General features: G+C 68.2%; 12 protein-coding genes and 1 tRNA gene. 8 read left to right on the plus strand and 5 right to left on the minus strand.

Going from position 1 to position 15170, the window contains the following annotated elements; translation table 11 throughout:
* Positions 1-24 precede the first annotated feature (24 nt).
* Together hrpB and AC5P5W_RS10035 are read left to right on the plus strand one after the other, a co-directional pair.
* On the plus strand, positions 25-2529 hold the full coding sequence (gene hrpB / locus AC5P5W_RS10030) for an ATP-dependent helicase HrpB (protein ID WP_197576162.1): 2505 nt from the start codon (positions 25-27) through the stop codon (positions 2527-2529).
* Positions 2530-2729: 200 nt separating this feature from the next.
* The gene (locus AC5P5W_RS10035; RefSeq protein ID WP_014648816.1) at positions 2730-3104 is read left to right on the plus strand and encodes a hypothetical protein; all 375 of its coding nucleotides are present in this window, start codon (positions 2730-2732) and stop codon (positions 3102-3104) included.
* Positions 3105-3197: 93 nt separating this feature from the next.
* Here the strand turns inward: AC5P5W_RS10035 and AC5P5W_RS10040 are convergent, their stop codons facing one another.
* Complete coding sequence (locus tag AC5P5W_RS10040; RefSeq protein WP_111205360.1) at positions 3198-3737, minus strand: pseudouridine synthase; 540 nt, start codon at positions 3735-3737, stop codon at positions 3198-3200.
* Between the two features lie 171 nt (positions 3738-3908).
* Entirely contained in the window at positions 3909-4766 is an 858-nt protein-coding gene (locus AC5P5W_RS10045) for a class I SAM-dependent methyltransferase (RefSeq protein WP_134809419.1), read from the minus strand.
* A gap of 169 nt (positions 4767-4935) precedes the next feature.
* Between AC5P5W_RS10045 and AC5P5W_RS10050 the strand changes: the two genes are divergently transcribed.
* From AC5P5W_RS10050 to AC5P5W_RS10065, 4 genes are all read left to right on the plus strand, one after another.
* On the plus strand, positions 4936-5892 hold the full coding sequence (locus AC5P5W_RS10050; protein WP_111205362.1) for an aldo/keto reductase: 957 nt from the start codon (positions 4936-4938) through the stop codon (positions 5890-5892).
* 649 nt (positions 5893-6541) lie between these two features.
* Positions 6542-6614 (plus strand) — tRNA-Gln (locus AC5P5W_RS10055).
* Positions 6615-6970: 356 nt separating this feature from the next.
* Complete coding sequence (locus AC5P5W_RS10060; RefSeq protein ID WP_014648820.1) at positions 6971-8095, plus strand: slipin family protein; 1125 nt, start codon at positions 6971-6973, stop codon at positions 8093-8095.
* A gap of 56 nt (positions 8096-8151) precedes the next feature.
* Positions 8152-9372: an RtcB family protein gene (locus AC5P5W_RS10065; protein WP_197575438.1), complete on the plus strand. Its 1221-nt coding sequence runs from the start codon at positions 8152-8154 to the stop codon at positions 9370-9372.
* A gap of 95 nt (positions 9373-9467) precedes the next feature.
* Here AC5P5W_RS10065 and AC5P5W_RS10070 read toward each other — a convergent pair whose 3' ends face one another.
* Together AC5P5W_RS10070 and AC5P5W_RS10075 are read right to left on the minus strand one after the other, a co-directional pair.
* Positions 9468-10373, minus strand: a complete 906-nt coding sequence (locus AC5P5W_RS10070; RefSeq protein ID WP_049442056.1) for an NAD(P)/FAD-dependent oxidoreductase — start codon at positions 10371-10373, stop codon at positions 9468-9470.
* Complete coding sequence (locus AC5P5W_RS10075) at positions 10363-10818, minus strand: Rrf2 family transcriptional regulator (protein WP_014648823.1); 456 nt, start codon at positions 10816-10818, stop codon at positions 10363-10365. The genes AC5P5W_RS10070 and AC5P5W_RS10075 overlap by 11 nt, the downstream gene beginning before the upstream one ends.
* 183 nt (positions 10819-11001) lie before the next feature.
* On the opposite strand from AC5P5W_RS10075, the gene AC5P5W_RS10080 reads away from it, so the two are divergent.
* Together AC5P5W_RS10080 and dkgB are read left to right on the plus strand one after the other, a co-directional pair.
* Positions 11002-13122, plus strand: coding sequence for a methyl-accepting chemotaxis protein (locus AC5P5W_RS10080; RefSeq protein ID WP_049442058.1), 2121 nt, complete (start codon positions 11002-11004; stop codon positions 13120-13122).
* Between the two features lie 245 nt (positions 13123-13367).
* The gene (dkgB, locus tag AC5P5W_RS10085) at positions 13368-14177 is read left to right on the plus strand and encodes a 2,5-didehydrogluconate reductase DkgB (RefSeq protein ID WP_014648825.1); all 810 of its coding nucleotides are present in this window, start codon (positions 13368-13370) and stop codon (positions 14175-14177) included.
* Positions 14178-14339: 162 nt separating this feature from the next.
* Here the strand turns inward: dkgB and AC5P5W_RS10090 are convergent, their stop codons facing one another.
* Positions 14340-15047: an alpha/beta fold hydrolase gene (locus AC5P5W_RS10090; RefSeq protein WP_032960593.1), complete on the minus strand. Its 708-nt coding sequence runs from the start codon at positions 15045-15047 to the stop codon at positions 14340-14342.
* Positions 15048-15170: the final 123 nt, after the last annotated feature.

A 15170-nucleotide genomic window follows, 5' to 3' on the forward strand; every position in this document is an offset into this window, starting at 1 on the left:
GCCGTGGCCCCTTATCCTTTGCATATGAACGCCCCGCTCTTCCCGATTTCCCCGCTGCTGCCGCAGATCCAGCAGCAGCTGGCCGTGCAACCACGGCTGGTGCTGGAGGCCCCGCCCGGTGCCGGCAAGACCACCCAGGTGCCGCTGGCGCTGCTCGACGCGCCGTGGCTGCAGGGCCGCAAGATCATCCTGCTGGAACCACGCCGGGTCGCCGCGCGCAGCGCGGCGCTGTTCATGGCACGGCAGCTGGGTGAGGAGGTCGGCGGCACGGTCGGCTACCGCATCCGCTTCGAGAACAAGGTATCCGCGCGCACCCGCATCGAGGTGGTCACCGAGGGCATCCTGACCCGGATGCTGCAGGACGACCCGATGCTGGAAACCGTCGGCGCGATCCTGTTCGATGAATTCCACGAGCGCCATCTCAGTGGGGATCTGGGCCTGGCGCTGGCGCTGGACGTGCAGGCGCAGCTGCGCGACGACCTGCGCCTGGTGGTGATGTCGGCCACGCTGGACGGCGAGCGGCTGGCACGCTTCCTCGATGCGCCGCGGCTGAGCAGCGAGGGCCGCAGTTATCCGGTGGCGATCAGCCACTTCCCGGCGCGCCGCGATGAAGCCCTGGAACTGCAGGTGCGCCGCGCGGTGCAGCAGGCACTGGCCGAGCACCCCGGTGACCTGCTGGTGTTCCTGCCCGGCCAGCGCGAGATCGCGCGCGTCCAGGCCGGCCTGCAGGAGTCACTCGATGGCAACGTCGAGGTGCTGGCGCTGCATGGCGAGCTGCCGGTGGAACAACAGGCGCGCGTGTTGCAGGCCGCCAGCGATGGCCGCCGTCGCGTGGTGCTGGCGACCAACGTGGCCGAGTCGTCGGTGACCCTGCCCGGCGTGCGCGTGGTGATCGACAGCGGCCAAGCGCGCGAGCCGCGCTACGACCCCAACAGCGGCTTCACCCGGCTGGACGTGGTGGCCATCGCGCAGGCGTCGGCCGACCAGCGCGCGGGCCGTGCCGGTCGCGTGGCCGAGGGCGTGGCCTGGCGGCTGTGGCCGCAGTCGCAGCGGCTGGAGCCGCAGCGCCGCGCGGAGATCGACCAGGTGGAACTGGCCGGACTGGCGCTGGAACTGGCCGCGTGGGGCAGCAGCGACCTGCGCTTCCTCGACCCGCCACCGGCCGGCCCGATGGGTGCGGCGCGCGAACTGCTGCAACGCCTGGGTGCACTGTCGGACTCGGGCGCGATCACCGCACTCGGGCGCCGTGTACTGGCGCTGGGTACGCACCCGCGGATGGCGGCGATGCTGCTGGCAGCGCCCGATGCCCGCGCGCAGGCGCTGGCCGCCGATCTGGCCGCCCTGCTGGAAGCGCGCGACCCGCTGCGCCAGGGCGGTGACGCGCTGGCGGCCCGCTGGCGCGCACTGGCCGCGTTCCGCACTGGCCGCGCGCCGGGCGATGCCAACCGCAGCGGGCTGGCCGCCATTGATGCCGCCGCCAAGCAGTGGCGTCGCCGCCTGCGCTGCGAGGCTACGCCGCCGGCCAGCATCGAGGCGCACGAACTGGGCGATCTGCTTGCACACGCCTTTCCCGACCGGATCGGTTTCCAGCATCCCGGCGATCCGCTGCGCTACCTGCTGGCCAATGGCCGCAGCGCGCGCCTGCACGAACTGAGTGACCTGCGCGGTGAGCCGTGGCTGGTGGCCAGCGAACTGCGCTTCGAGGCGCGCGATGCGCTGCTGCTGCGTGCCGCACCGGTGGATGAAGGCCAGCTGCGCAAGGCATGGCCGGAGCGCTTCGTCACCGAAGACGTGGTGCGCTGGGAGAGCGAGCGACGCGCCCTGGTGGCGCTGCGCGAGACCCGTTTCGACCGGATCGTGCTGGACAGCCGCTCGGCCGGCCGGGTCGATCCGCAGCACGCCGCGCAGGCGCTGACCGATGCGGTGGCCGAGCTCGGCCTGCAGGCGCTGCCGTGGACCGAGGGCCTGCGCCAGTGGCAGGCACGGGTGGAATCGCTGCGGCGCTGGATGCCCGAGCTCGGCCTGCCCGACTGCAGCGACGATGCCCTGCTGGCCACGCGCGCGCAATGGCTGCAGCCCGCGTTCGCCGGCAGGACGCGACTGGATGCGCTGGATGAATCCAGCTTCGGCGAGGCGCTGAAATCGCCACTGGAGTGGTCACAACGGCAGTTGGTCGAGCGTCATGCGCCGACCCGCATCACCGTGCCGTCCGGACTGGAGCGGCCGATCACCTATGCGCTGGACAGCGAGAGCGGCGATCCGCTGCCGCCGGTGCTGGCGGTGAAGCTGCAGGAACTGTTCGGCCTGGCCGACACGCCGCGCATCGCCGATGGCCGCGTGCCGCTGACCCTGCACCTGCTCTCCCCCGGCGGCCGCCCGCTGCAGGTCACCCAGGATCTGCGCAACTTCTGGGAAAGCACCTACGCCGAAGTGAAAAAGGAGATGAAGGGCCGTTACCCGCGCCACCCATGGCCGGATGATCCGTGGACGGCGACGGCCACGCACCGGGCCAAGCCGCGCGGAACCTGATTGGTAGTGCCGGCCGCTGGCCGACAGCCCCCTGGCACCAGGCGGAGAGCATTGCCGGCCAGCGACCGGCACTACCGGGTGCGGAGCCTGCCTGATCCTGAATGGCTGCGGTAAAGTCACACCACGTGCGTCCCCGACTGACATACCGTTTACGGGCAACACGCGACACTGGACTTCGACCCGAGGCAAAGGACCCCCGCATGAGCAAGCTGACCGTAATCACCGACCGCGCTCTGGAGCGCGCCCTGGAGCTGGCCCACACCGCCGGCGATGGCCTGAAGAGCGCCGGTGGCAGCCTGCGCAACGCGGACTGGATCAAGACCGGCGCCGCCCTCGGCGCAGTGAAGACCGGCGGCAAGGTCGCCACCAAGTTCGCCCGCCGCAACCCGGCCGTGACCATTGCCGCGGCTGCCGTCGGCGTCGGCCTGCTCGGCTATGCGCTGTACCGCAAGCAGCAGAAGAAGAAGGCTGCCAATGGCCACGTGGTGAATGGGCAGGCGCAGCGCATCCACGCACGCGACCGTCGCAACGACACCGTGGTGGACGAGCACAGCGATATCGGCAGCGACGCGTGAAGCTGCCCGGGTCAGAGCCCTTCCGCAGGAAGGGCTCTGACCCTACCAGCTACGAGAGGGCCGGATGCCGCGAGGTATCCGGCCCTTTCTGTTTCAACCGATCTGCCGCCACTGCCCCGGCTGCAGGTCGTCCAGCCGGTAGGGCCCCATCGCCACCCGCACCAGCCGCAGCGTTGGCAGGTTCACTGCCGCGGTCATCCGCCGCACCTGGCGGTTGCGGCCCTCGCGGATCGTGATCGCCAGCCAGGCATCGGGCACGGTCTTGCGGAAGCGCACCGGCGGATCGCGTGTCCACAGCGACGGCGCCGGATCGAGGCGCTCGATCTTCGCCGGCAAGGTCGGCCCGTCATTCAGCTCCACCCCATCGCGCAACCGTTGCAGCTGCTCATCGCTGGGCGTGCCTTCCACCTGCACCCAGTAGGTCTTGTCGGCCTTGTGCTTCGGGTCGGTCAACGTGTGCGCCAGCGTGCCGTTATCCGTCAGCAGCAGCAGGCCTTCGCTGTCATGGTCCAGGCGACCGGCGGCATACACGCGCGGCGGCAGGCCGAACCCGGACAGCGTCGGTCGCGGCGGTACGCTGCGGTCGGTGAACTGGCAGAGCACGTTGAAGGGCTTGTTGAAGGCGATCAGCATTGCGGGCACGGCAGTCGGCGGGTGGCGCATTGTCCCATGCCGCGCCACGCGCCACTCGGCTGTAGAGCCGAGCCCATGCTCGGCTCATCGCGCACAGCACGGCGGAACGCAACAGCAGCCGAGCATGGGCTCGGCTCTACAGAGTCAGCATGCGCCAGCCCGGCACCCCTCTTACGGCTTGATGAAGCGCAGGGTCATGCGGTCGCTTTCGCCGATCGTCTGGTACTTCGCATCATCGGCCTTGTCGTGCTGGTTGGTCGGCGGCAGCGTCCACACGCCGTTCGGGTGGTCCTTGGTGTCGCGCGGGTTGGCGTTGACCTCACTGCGCGCGTCCAGCTTGAAGCCGGCGGCCTCGGCCATCGCGATCACCTGCTGCTGGCCGACATAGCCGGTGTCATCGTCGTCAGCCACGTCGGCCTTGGCGCGGTGCTCGACCACGCCCAGCACGCCGCCCGGCTTGAGCACGTTGAAGAAGCCCTGGAACATGCCCTGCGCCTGGCCGGCCTTGCGCCAGTTGTGCACGTTGCGGAAGGTCAGCACCACATCGGCTGAACCGGCCGGGCCGAACACCGGCTTGGCCGGATCGTAGGCGACCACGGCAGTCTTGCCGAACTGTGCCGGTGCAGCGGCGTACTTCCTTTCCAGGCTGTCGCGGCTGCGCTGCTGGTAGTCACGGCCGCGGCCTTCGGGCACCGCCATCGGATCGACCACCGCAGCAACGTAGTGGCCCTTGTCGTGCAGCAGCGGCGCCAGGATCTCCGAGTACCAGCCGTTGCCGGGGGTGATCTCGATGACGGTCTTTTCCGGCGTCACCTTGAAGAACGACAGCGTCTGCGCCGGGTGGCGGAAACCGTCGCGCTTGACGTTGTTGGCATCGCGGGTGGGCGCCTTCACCGCCGCGTCGATGGCCGGCGACACCTGGATCTTCGCCGGCGCGACCGTGGCCGGTGCGGCAAACGCGGGAACAGCGGCAAGCAGGGCCGAAGCAAGCAGCAGGCGGCAACCACGCAGGGACGAAGCAGGCATCATCGGAGCGACTCCAGCGGAAGATGCGGCGAGACTAGCAGCCGCGGCGCCCCAGGTGTTCACAAAACGTTAGCCGCGTGCGTATCGCGGAACACTGTTTTGTGGTCGCCGCCGCAGCACGGTCACACTACGCGTTCTATTCTGGAGCACTTCCCCCAAGGAGTCCGTGCCCATGACGGCAACCCGCGAACTGGGCCGTTCCGGCCTGCATGTACGTCCGCTCGCCTTCGGTGGCAACGTGTTCGGCTGGAGCGCCGATGAGAAGGCCAGCTTCGCCCTGCTCGATGCCTTCGTCGACGCCGGCTTCAACCTGGTCGACACCGCCGATGTGTATTCGGCCTGGGTGCCGGGCAACGCCGGCGGCGAATCGGAAACGCTGATCGGCAAATGGTTCGCGCGCAGCGGAAAGCGCGACAAGGTGGTGCTGGCGACCAAGGTGGCCAAATGGGCCGAACGCCCCGGCCTGACCCCGGACAACATCAATGCGGCCGTCGAGGATTCGCTGCGCCGCCTGCAGACCGACGTGATCGATCTGTACCAGGCCCACGAGGATGATGAGTCGACGCCACTGGAAGCGACCCTGGCCGCGTTCGGCCGCCTGATCGAAGCCGGCAAGGTGCGCGCCATCGGTGCCTCCAACTACAGCGCCACGCGCCTGGCCGATGCGCTGAAGGTGTCCACCGACTACAAGCTGCCGCGTTACGAAACCCTGCAGCCGGAGTACAACCTGTACGACCGTGCCGGCTACGAGAATGAGCTGGAACCGCTGGTGCAGCGCGAACAGATCGGCGTGATCGGCTACTACGCCCTGGCCAGTGGCTTCCTCAGCGGCAAGTACCGCACACCGGCCGATGCGGCCAAGAGCCCGGCACGTGGCGAAACGGTGGTGAAGCGCTATCTGAACCCGCGCGGCCTGCGCATCCTGCAGGCGCTGGATGACGTGGCCAGCAAGCACAGTGCCAGCGCCGCACAGATCGCACTGGCATGGCAGATCGCGCGGCCGTCGATCACCGCGCCGATCGTCAGCGCCACCAGCGTCGAACAGCTGCACGATCTGCTGGCAGCGGCCAACGTGTCGCTGAGCGTGCAGGATGTCGCGCAGCTGGATGCCGCCAGCGCCGAAGCGTGAGGCCCGGTAGCGCCGGCCGCTGGCCGGCATTGCCCACGTGCCGAAGAAAACAATTGAACAAAATGGTTGCACGCGACTAAATCGTGGTTTATCGTGCGCACCTCGTTTCAACAACCTCTGGAAACTTCCCTTGAACGCGCATTCCGTCGCCATCGCCAAACTGCTGCCATGCCTGCGCATGGACGGGCTGGCGCGCGCGTTCGGCAAGGAAGACCAGCTGACAACGGCCTGATACCCGCCCTGCGGAGATCGGCCACCCCGATCTCCGAGGCCTGACGACGCCCTCGGAACGCAAGTCCCGGGGGCGTTTTCGTTTGCGTCGGCACAAGGACCCGCGATGCCAGAACTGCACCCCGCGCGGCAACCCGCCGCTCACTGACCCAGGTTTCTCCCGCCCCGCCGAAGGATTTACTTCGCGCGATCGGCTGCGCCAGGACATTATCTGCATCGCATCAAAACATTATCGCTCGTCGATAATGTCGGTGGCCTGCACCCTCGATTCTCCAACGGTCCCGTTTCCATCACGGGCTGGTGCGCGCGGCGTTGCCGTGGCGTATGCCGGAGGTCGCGGACATGCCATCGCCTGGATCGCCTGCTGGAGGCAGGCGCCGGTTCGCCGGTACGCGGTTCGATTCCGCGCGGTCCCCAACTGGATAGCTCAGCAGGGTAGAGCAACGGATCCTGATTCCGTCTGTCGTGGGTTCGACTCCCACTCCAAACCACATGACCTGTCACGTCATGACTTGAAGCAACACCCGGGGCGCAAGCCCCAGCGGCCATTGTCGCCGTCCACCGCCATCGCCTTCGGGCGGGGCGTGGAAGGCAACGGACCGCACGCCGGGCCCCGGCCCGCCGCCACTGCCAGCCACGTTCCGCCCCGGTGCTGCCTGCCGGGAACGGCGATGGCAGCACTGCCGGCGCACCGAAGGCTCCGCGCGCGGACCGTCCGCCGATGGCCGCCCTCTTCCGCTGCCTGCACGTGGTGTGCAGGCGGCCGCGCCACGACCTGATCGACCCGGGTCATGGCGATTCATCCGCAACGGGTCGAACCACCAGAGCCATACAAGGAGAGACTCCCATGTTCTGGACCATCAAGGTCGTGATCGGCGACGGCGAGCGCGGCCTGGTGTATCGCAACCGTCGTTTCCAGCAGATGCTGCTGCCGGGCGTGCACCGCCTGTCGCCGTTCGGCGGCCGCCCGCACGTGGACATCCACACCGCATCGAAGGGCGCGGCCTATACCGGCAGCGACCAGGACAGCCTGATCGAGGCACTGGGCGCGACGCTGGACACGCACTTCGTGCTGGCCAATGTCAGCGCCACCGAAGTCGGCCTGTTGCTGCGCAACGGCCGCATCGATGAAGTGCTGCCGCCGGGCAGCCGCCGTCTGTACTGGCGGGGTTCGGTCGACACCCAGGTACGCGTGATGGCGCTGGGTGACGAGCCGCGCATCCCGGCGGACGTGCAGCAACGCCTGGGCCAGCTGGGCGTGCTGCCGCGTGTGGCGGTGATCAGCACCGTGCCAAGCGAGTCGGTCGGCCTGCTGTTCATCGATGGCACGCTGCGGCAGACGCTGGACGCCGGCCTGCACGCGTTCTGGAACTTCAACGGCAACGTGTCGGTGGAGCGCGTGGAACTGCGTGCACGTTCGCTGGACGTGTCCGGCCAGGAGCTGCTCAGCCGCGACAAGGTGACCCTGCGGGTGAACCTGGCCGCGACCGTGCAGGTGATCGACCCGGTGCGTGCACACCGCACGCTCAGCAATGCCGATGAGTTCGTCTACCGGCAGCTGCAGTTCGGCCTGCGCCAGGCGATAGCCGCGCGCAGCCTGGACGAGCTGCTGGGCGACAAGGCGGCGCTGGACGGCGAGATCGCCGCCCATGTGCAGGCCGCGATCGAGGGCCACGGCGTGCGGCTGCTCGGCGTGGGCATCAAGGACGTGATCCTGCCGGGCGAGATGAAGGAGATCCTCAATGGCGTGGTGCTGGCCGAGAAGCAGGCCCAGGCCAGCGTGATCCGTCGCCGCGAGGAGGCCAACGCCACGCGTTCGCAGCTCAACACCGCAAAGCTGATCGAGGACAACCCGGTGCTGATGCGCTTGAAGGAGCTGGAGGCACTGGAGAAGGTCACCGAGAAGATCGACACGCTCACCGTGTTCGGCGGCCTGGATGGCGTGCTGAAGCAGCTGGTGACGATCAGGTAGGGGGTAGCGGCGGCGCAGGGACGCGCCGCCGGCCCATCAAGGACATACACGAAGACATGGACACTCAACACAACTATCAATGGCTGCACGCCGAGGGCACCACGCCGATCAAGGGCTGGGTCAACGGTGTGCCGCTGGAAGCGCAGGCGCATGAGCAGCTGCGCAACATCGCCGCGATCCCGTTCGTCGGGCCGTGGGTGGCCGTGATGCCGGACGTGCACCTGGGCAAGGGCGCGACCGTCGGCTCGGTGATCCCGACCCGCGGTGCGATCATCCCGGCCGCGGTCGGCGTCGACATCGGCTGCGGCATGGCGGCGGTACGCACCACGCTGCGCGCCAACGACCTGCCCGACGACCTGCGGCAGCTGCGCAACAGCATCGAGCGCAGCATTCCGGTCGGCAACGGACGCGGCGGCGAGCATCACCGCATGCCCGACAGCATCCACACGCGGCTCGTGCAGTCCGGGCTGGCCGCCGGCCTGGAGAAGATCAAGGACAGGCACCGCAGAATCCGCACCGACAAGCTCGACCGCCAGCTGGGTACGCTGGGTGGTGGCAACCACTTCATCGAACTGTGCCTGGACGAGACGGACACGGTGTGGGTGATGCTGCACAGCGGATCGCGCGGCACCGGCAACCTGATCGGCACCTACTTCATCGAGAAGGCGCGCGAGGAACTGGCCCGGCGCGTGCTCGGCTTCCACCTGCCGGACAAGTACCTGGCGTTCTTCATGGAAGGCGAGCCGCTGTTCGATGACTACGTCGAAGCCGTGTCGTGGGCGCAGGACTACGCCCGGCAGAACCGCGAGGCGATGATGTCGCGCGTGCTGGCCGAGATGCGCCACCGCTTGCCGAAGTTCCAGCTGGCAGCGATGGCGGTGAACTGCCACCACAACTACGTGCAGAAGGAGACGCACCACGGCCAGGAACTGCTGGTGACCCGGAAGGGGGCGGTGAGTGCGCGCGAAGGCGAGCTGGGCATCATTCCCGGCAGCATGGGCACGCGCAGCTACATCGTGCGCGGCAAGGGCAACGCCGACAGCTTCCACAGCTGCAGCCACGGTGCCGGCCGGGTGATGAGCCGTGGCACGGCGCGCCAGCAGATCACGCTGGCCCAGCACCGCGAGGCCACCGCGCACGTGGAATGCCGCAAGGACAGCGGCGTGCTGGACGAGTCACCGGCCGCGTACAAGTCGATCGACGATGTGATGGCAGCGCAGCTGGACCTGGTCGAGGTGGTGCACACCCTGCGCCAGGTGCTGTGCGTGAAGGGGTAACGGAGCAGTGCCGGCCAAGGCCGGCCTCTACCAGAGTAGTACGTCACGTCGGGGGTCAGATCGCTTTCTGCGAAAGGGATCTGACCCCGGCACATTCAGCGCGGCACGCTGTCTTCGGCCACCAGCGCATGATGCACGCCGATGCCCGCGCGCACGCCTTCGGCCATGGCCAGGGTGATGTTGCCGACCGTCGTCGCATCGCCTGCGGCATACACGTTGGGCACCGAGGTCTGCTTCATCATGTCGACCTCGATCAGCACCCCCAGCGGGCTCTCGACCAAGGTGCAGCCAAGCTGCTGCACCAATGGCGTGGCCATCGCCTGGGTGGCCGGTACGAACAGCGCACGCTGGGCGATGCGGCGGCCATCGGCCAGCTCCACTTCCAGCCAGGTCGGCTGGTCGCCCTGCACGCCCAGCACCGGCGACGTCTCGATCTGCACGCCGCGCTGCTGCATGGCAGCCCGTTCCTCATCGGTGATCGGCAGGCCCTGGCTGAAGAAGGTGACATTGCCCCAGTCGGCAAACAGCGGCGCCTTGCCGGCGGACATCGGATGGCCGCCAAGCAGGCCGATGGCGCCGCCACCCACTTCGTAACCATGGCAGTAGGGGCAGTGCAGCACGGTGCTGCCCCAGCGCGCGGCCAGCCCGGGCAGTTCCGGCAGCTGGTCGGCGATACCGCTGGCCAGCAGCAGCTTGCGCGCGGCCAGCACCTGGCCATCGGCGGTACGTACTTCCACGCCCTCTGCGCTGGCGTTGGCCTGCACAGCCTCGGCATGCACCCAGCGCACGCTGGGGTAATCCAGCAGCTGCTGGCGCGCGGTCTTCAGCAGCTCGGCGCCGCTGATGCCATCCAGCCCTGGCACCCCGTGCGAATGGCTGGCGAAGCGGTTGCGCGGCGAGCCGGCGTCGATGACGGTGACCGGCCGCCGGGCGCGGGCCAGGATCAGGCCGGCGGCAATGCCGGCGTAGCTGCCGCCGACGATGAGCACATCAGGATTCATGAGGACCTTCCAGGGAACGGTGATGGGCGAGATGGCGGGCGAAGTCGGCGCCGAGCTGGTCCAGCGTGGTCGCCCGCAGGCGCGCCTCCAGCAACCGCTGTGCCTCGCGTGCCCCCTCCAGCAGCGCGCTGTTGACCAGCTGCTGGATCGGGCAGCCGCCGCCGGCGTCGCGGGCGCCGACCTGCACCAGCGGTGGTGCGCCCACGGCCAGATAGATGTCATGCAGGGTGATCGTTGCAGCGTCGCGGGCCAGCTGGCTGCCACCGCCATGACCGCGGGTGCTGCGTACCAAGCTGGCCTTGTGCAGCTGCGCCAGCAGACGGCGGATCACCACCGGATGGGTCGGCAGGCAGGACGCCAGCTGCCCGGAGGTGCGCGGGCCATCCTGGCCGACCAGATGCGCCATCACGTGCAGGGCGTCAGAGAGCGGGTTCGCGGATTTCATGTAACTACATTAGTTACATTTATATCCCCTGTCCAGGGTCCGCATTTGTTCCATATGGACACATTTGTCCTATGAAACACTTCCTTCACATCACTAAACGAAACGCTAATGTGATGTTCGTCGCACTTCAGCGGAAGCGTAGCGGGTCGATACCGCATTGCCCCTTCCCGAGAGTGCTTCCCGATGAATGCGTCTGTCCGTGCTCCGCGCCTGCAGTCCAAGCTGCTCGGCGCGGTTTCTGTTGGCTTGGCCGTGGTCCTGCTGTGCGCGCTGGCAGGCCTGGCCTCCGCCTGGTTGAAGTTGTCCACCGAGGTCCCGCCCGAAGTCGCGCACAGCCGCGATGCCGAACGCCTGCAGCGTGAGTTCCGTGGCCAGGTGCAGGAATGGAAGAACGTGCTGCTGCGCGGGCACGACGATGCGCTGCGCCAACGCCACCTGGATGGCTTCGACAGCGAAGGCCGCCTGGTCGGGCAACTGGCCAAGGGTCTGGCCACCAGCCCGGACCCGCGCACGCGTGAGCTGGCGCAGGCGTTCGTTGGCCTGCACGCGCAGCTGCAGCAGGACTATCACGCGGCGCTGCAGGCATTTGCCGCGGCCGGCTACGATCCCGCGGCCGGCGACAACCTGGTGCGCGGCAAGGATCGCCCGGTGGCGATGGCTCTGGATGCGCTGAGCACGCACGCCACGCAGGTGGCTGAAGCGGCGCTGGCGGCACGTTCGCAGCAGGCCCGGCAGACCCTGCTGCTGTGCGCGGCGCTGACCGTGCTGGCCGCCGTGCTGCTGCTGATCGGTCTGGCCTGGTGGCTGCGGCGTGCGGTGGTGCAGCCGGTGCTGGCAGTGGAAGCAGCGGCGCGCGCGGTGGCCGCCGGTGACCTGCAGCACGCAGTACAGGTGCGCAGCCGCGACGAGATCGGTCGCCTCGCGCAGGCCATGCAGGCGGTGCAATCCACGCTGCGCAGCGTGCTGGATGCACAGGCCGCGATGGCGCAGGCGCACGAAGCCGGCACCATCAGCCATCGCATGGACGCCGCTGCCTTCCCCGGCGCGTTCGGCACCATGGTGGCCGACTGCAACGCACTGGTCGATGCGCATATCCGGGTGAAGATGCGCGCGATCTCGATCATGGGCCGCTACGCGGTCGGCGACCTCAGCCAGGACATGGAACGCCTGCCCGGCGAGAAGGCCGTGATCACCGAAGCGCTGGATATGGCCAAGCACAACCTCGGCCTGATCAATGGCGAGATCCGCCGCCTGGCCGAGGCGGCGGCCGCCGGTGACTTCAGCCAGCGCGGCGACACTGCCCGCTTCGAGCATGATTTCCGTGCAATGGTCGAAGGCCTGAACCGCCTGATGCAGACTACCGAACTGAACCTCGGCGAAGTCTCGACGATGCTGCGCGCGATCGCCGATGGCCGTCTCGGCGCGCGCATGCACGGTGATTTCCAGGGGGTGTTCGCCCGTATCGCCGGCGATGCCAATACCACCGCCACGCAGCTGGCGACCATCGTCACCGACATCAAGCACGCCTCCGGCAACATCCACACCGCCGCCGCGGAGATCGCCGCCGGCAACAATGACCTGTCGCGCCGCACCGAGCAGCAGGCGGCCAACCTGGAGGAGACCGCGGCATCGATGGAGGAGCTGACCTCCACCGTGCGCCAGAACGCCGAACATGCGCGCCAGGCCAACCAGCTGGCGATCGGCGCCCATACGGTCGCCTCGCACGGTGGCAGCGTGGTCGGCCAGGTGGTGGCGACGATGGGCGCGATCGAGACCTCGTCGCGGCAGATCGCCGAGATCATCAGCGTCATCGATGGCATCGCCTTCCAGACCAACATCCTGGCGCTGAATGCCGCGGTGGAAGCGGCACGCGCCGGAGAACAGGGCCGCGGCTTCGCGGTGGTCGCCAGCGAAGTGCGCACGCTGGCGCAGCGCTCGGCGGCAGCCGCGAAGGAGATCAAGTCACTGATCGAAGCCTCGGTGGAACAGGTTGGCCATGGCGCACAGCGCGTGCGCGAGGCAGGCGACACCATGGCCGAGATCGTTGCATCGGTGCAGCGCGTGACCGACATCATGGCCGAGATCTCCGCGGCCTCGCAGGAGCAGAGCGCGGGCATCGAACAGGTCAGCCAGACCGTGATCCAGATGGACGGCACGACCCAGCAGAACGCCGCGCTGGTGGAAGAAGCCAGCGCCGCCGCGCGCAGCCTGGAGCAGCAGGCCAACCGCCTGATCGATGCGGTGGATGTGTTCGACCTGTCGACCACGGCGGCGGCGAAGGGCGGGCTGGCACGCGCGGCTTGATTGATCCGGTTGCCGGCCAGCGGCCGGCACTACCGTCGAGCGCAGACAGGGGGAGTGCCGGCCGCTGGCCGGCCGCGTCCAACGCTGCATGGGTGGCGGCATGAACAGTGCGGACCAACGGTCCGCACCCACCACCACCTGCCGTCGTACACGTCGATGCAATGCACCGTTGCCGGCATGCACACGGCCGCTGGCCTACCCTTTCGTGGATATTCCCGCCTCCCTCCCCCTCTGCTGGAGCCCCCATGACTGTCCCCGCCTTCGGTCTCGGTACCTTCCGCCTGAAAGACCAGACCGTGATCGACTCCGTGCGCAACGCGCTGGCGGTCGGCTACCGCGCCATCGATACCGCGCAGATCTACGGCAACGAAGCCGAGGTCGGCCAGGCCATCGCCGATTCCGGCGTGCCGCGCGACGACATCTACCTGACCACCAAGGTCTGGATCACCGCGTTCAAGCGCGATGCGCTGCTCGCCAGCCTGCGCACCAGCCTGGAAAAGCTGCGAACCGAGTACGTCGACCTGGCGCTGATCCACTGGCCATCGCCGAACGACAAGGTCGACGTGCCGATGGAGGAGTACCTGGCCGCACTGGCTGAAGCCAAGGCGCAGGGCCTGACCCGCGAGATCGGCATCTCCAACTTCACCATCGCGCAGACCCGCAAGGCGATCGGCATCCTCGGCGCCGGTGCCATTGCCACCAACCAGATCGAAATCCACCCCTACCTGCAGAATCGCCTGCTGGTGAAGTTCCTGCAGGACAACGGCATCCACATCACCGCCTACATGAGCCTGGCCTACGGCGAGGTGATCAAGGACCCGGTGATCCAGGCCATTGCCGGACGCCACCAGGCCACGCCGGCGCAGGTCGCGCTGGCCTGGGCGCTGCAGCAGGGTTTCTCGGTCATTCCGTCCTCGACCAAGCGCGAGAACCTGGCGAGCAACCTGGAAGCGGCAGCGATCCGCCTGACCGACGAAGACATGGCACAGATCGCCAAGCTCGACCGCGGCCATCGCCTGGCCAACCCGGAAGGCATCGCCCCGGCCTGGGATTGAGGCAGTGGTGCTGTAGAGCCGAGCGCACGCTCGGCTGCTGCCTCCCCGGAACCGAGCATGGCTCGGCTCTACAGGTAGGTGCCGACCTTGGTCGGCACTGAGCCCTGATCGATCGTTGGAACACCGTGCCGACCAAGGTCGGCACCTACGAGAGGGTGGGGATCATCCCCTGCCCTGCAGCAACCACCCACGCATCGCCGCACTGACCTCGTCCGGCTTCTCCATCGGTGCCAGGTGCCCGCAGTCAGGCACCACCACCAGCTGCGAGTGCGGCACCATCGCGTGCATTTCCTCGCTCACCGCCAGCGGCGTGATGCGATCGTTCGCGCCGCACACGATCAGCAGCGGATCGCGGTAGCCGGCCAGCACATCATGGCCATCGCGGCGTTCCAGCGCGCTCTGGCGCAGGAACACGTCCGCGCCCAGGCGGGCGGTCATGTCGCGCACGCGCTGCACCAGCACGTAGTCATCCAGCCGCGACGCATCGATGTAGCTGCGCATCAGCACATCGCCGAAGCCGTGGAACTTCCCCGGCAGGCGCACGCTGGCACGTTGGCTGCGGCGCTGCTCGGCACGTTCCGGTGAATCGGCGTGGATCGAGGTATCGATCAGCGCCAGCTGCAGCACGCGCTCCGGCGCAATGCGCAGGATCTGCTGGGCGACGAAGCCGCCCAATGAGAAACCGGCCAGCGCAAAGCGCTCCGGTGCCTGTGCGAGTACGTCCTCGGCCACCGCCTGCAGGGTCTCGCCACGGGTCTGGTCGCCTACTGTGCAGTCGGCGATGTCGGCCAGGTCGGCCAGCTGCGCGCGCCACAGCTCGGCATCGTTGAGCAGGCCGGGCAGCAGCAGCAGGGGAATACGGTCGGTCATGGGGGTATTGTCGCGCCAGCACGGTGACGGAACCATGCCGCAACAGGCGGTTGCGTTGTAGGGTCGCGCCATGCTCGACTGCTGCACGGCCCGTCGAGCATGGCTCGACTCTCAGAAGGCAGC

The organism is Stenotrophomonas sp. YJH_SMC_123 (assembly GCF_059368215.1).

Excerpts from the sequence above, each read along its gene's own strand:
- hrpB (WP_197576162.1), top strand. The coding sequence starts at position 25 with ATGAACGCCCCGCTCTTCCCGATTTCCCCGCTGCTGCCGCAGATCCAG.
- AC5P5W_RS10035 (WP_014648816.1), top strand. The coding sequence starts at position 2,730 with ATGAGCAAGCTGACCGTAATCACCGACCGCGCTCTGGAGCGCGCCCTG.
- AC5P5W_RS10040 (WP_111205360.1), bottom strand. The coding sequence starts at position 3,737 with ATGCTGATCGCCTTCAACAAGCCCTTCAACGTGCTCTGCCAGTTCACC.
- AC5P5W_RS10045 (WP_134809419.1), bottom strand. The coding sequence starts at position 4,766 with ATGATGCCTGCTTCGTCCCTGCGTGGTTGCCGCCTGCTGCTTGCTTCG.
- AC5P5W_RS10050 (WP_111205362.1), top strand. The coding sequence starts at position 4,936 with ATGACGGCAACCCGCGAACTGGGCCGTTCCGGCCTGCATGTACGTCCG.
- AC5P5W_RS10060 (WP_014648820.1), top strand. The coding sequence starts at position 6,971 with ATGTTCTGGACCATCAAGGTCGTGATCGGCGACGGCGAGCGCGGCCTG.
- AC5P5W_RS10065 (WP_197575438.1), top strand. The coding sequence starts at position 8,152 with ATGGACACTCAACACAACTATCAATGGCTGCACGCCGAGGGCACCACG.
- AC5P5W_RS10070 (WP_049442056.1), bottom strand. The coding sequence starts at position 10,373 with ATGAATCCTGATGTGCTCATCGTCGGCGGCAGCTACGCCGGCATTGCC.
- AC5P5W_RS10075 (WP_014648823.1), bottom strand. The coding sequence starts at position 10,818 with ATGAAATCCGCGAACCCGCTCTCTGACGCCCTGCACGTGATGGCGCAT.
- AC5P5W_RS10080 (WP_049442058.1), top strand. The coding sequence starts at position 11,002 with ATGAATGCGTCTGTCCGTGCTCCGCGCCTGCAGTCCAAGCTGCTCGGC.
- dkgB (WP_014648825.1), top strand. The coding sequence starts at position 13,368 with ATGACTGTCCCCGCCTTCGGTCTCGGTACCTTCCGCCTGAAAGACCAG.
- AC5P5W_RS10090 (WP_032960593.1), bottom strand. The coding sequence starts at position 15,047 with ATGACCGACCGTATTCCCCTGCTGCTGCTGCCCGGCCTGCTCAACGAT.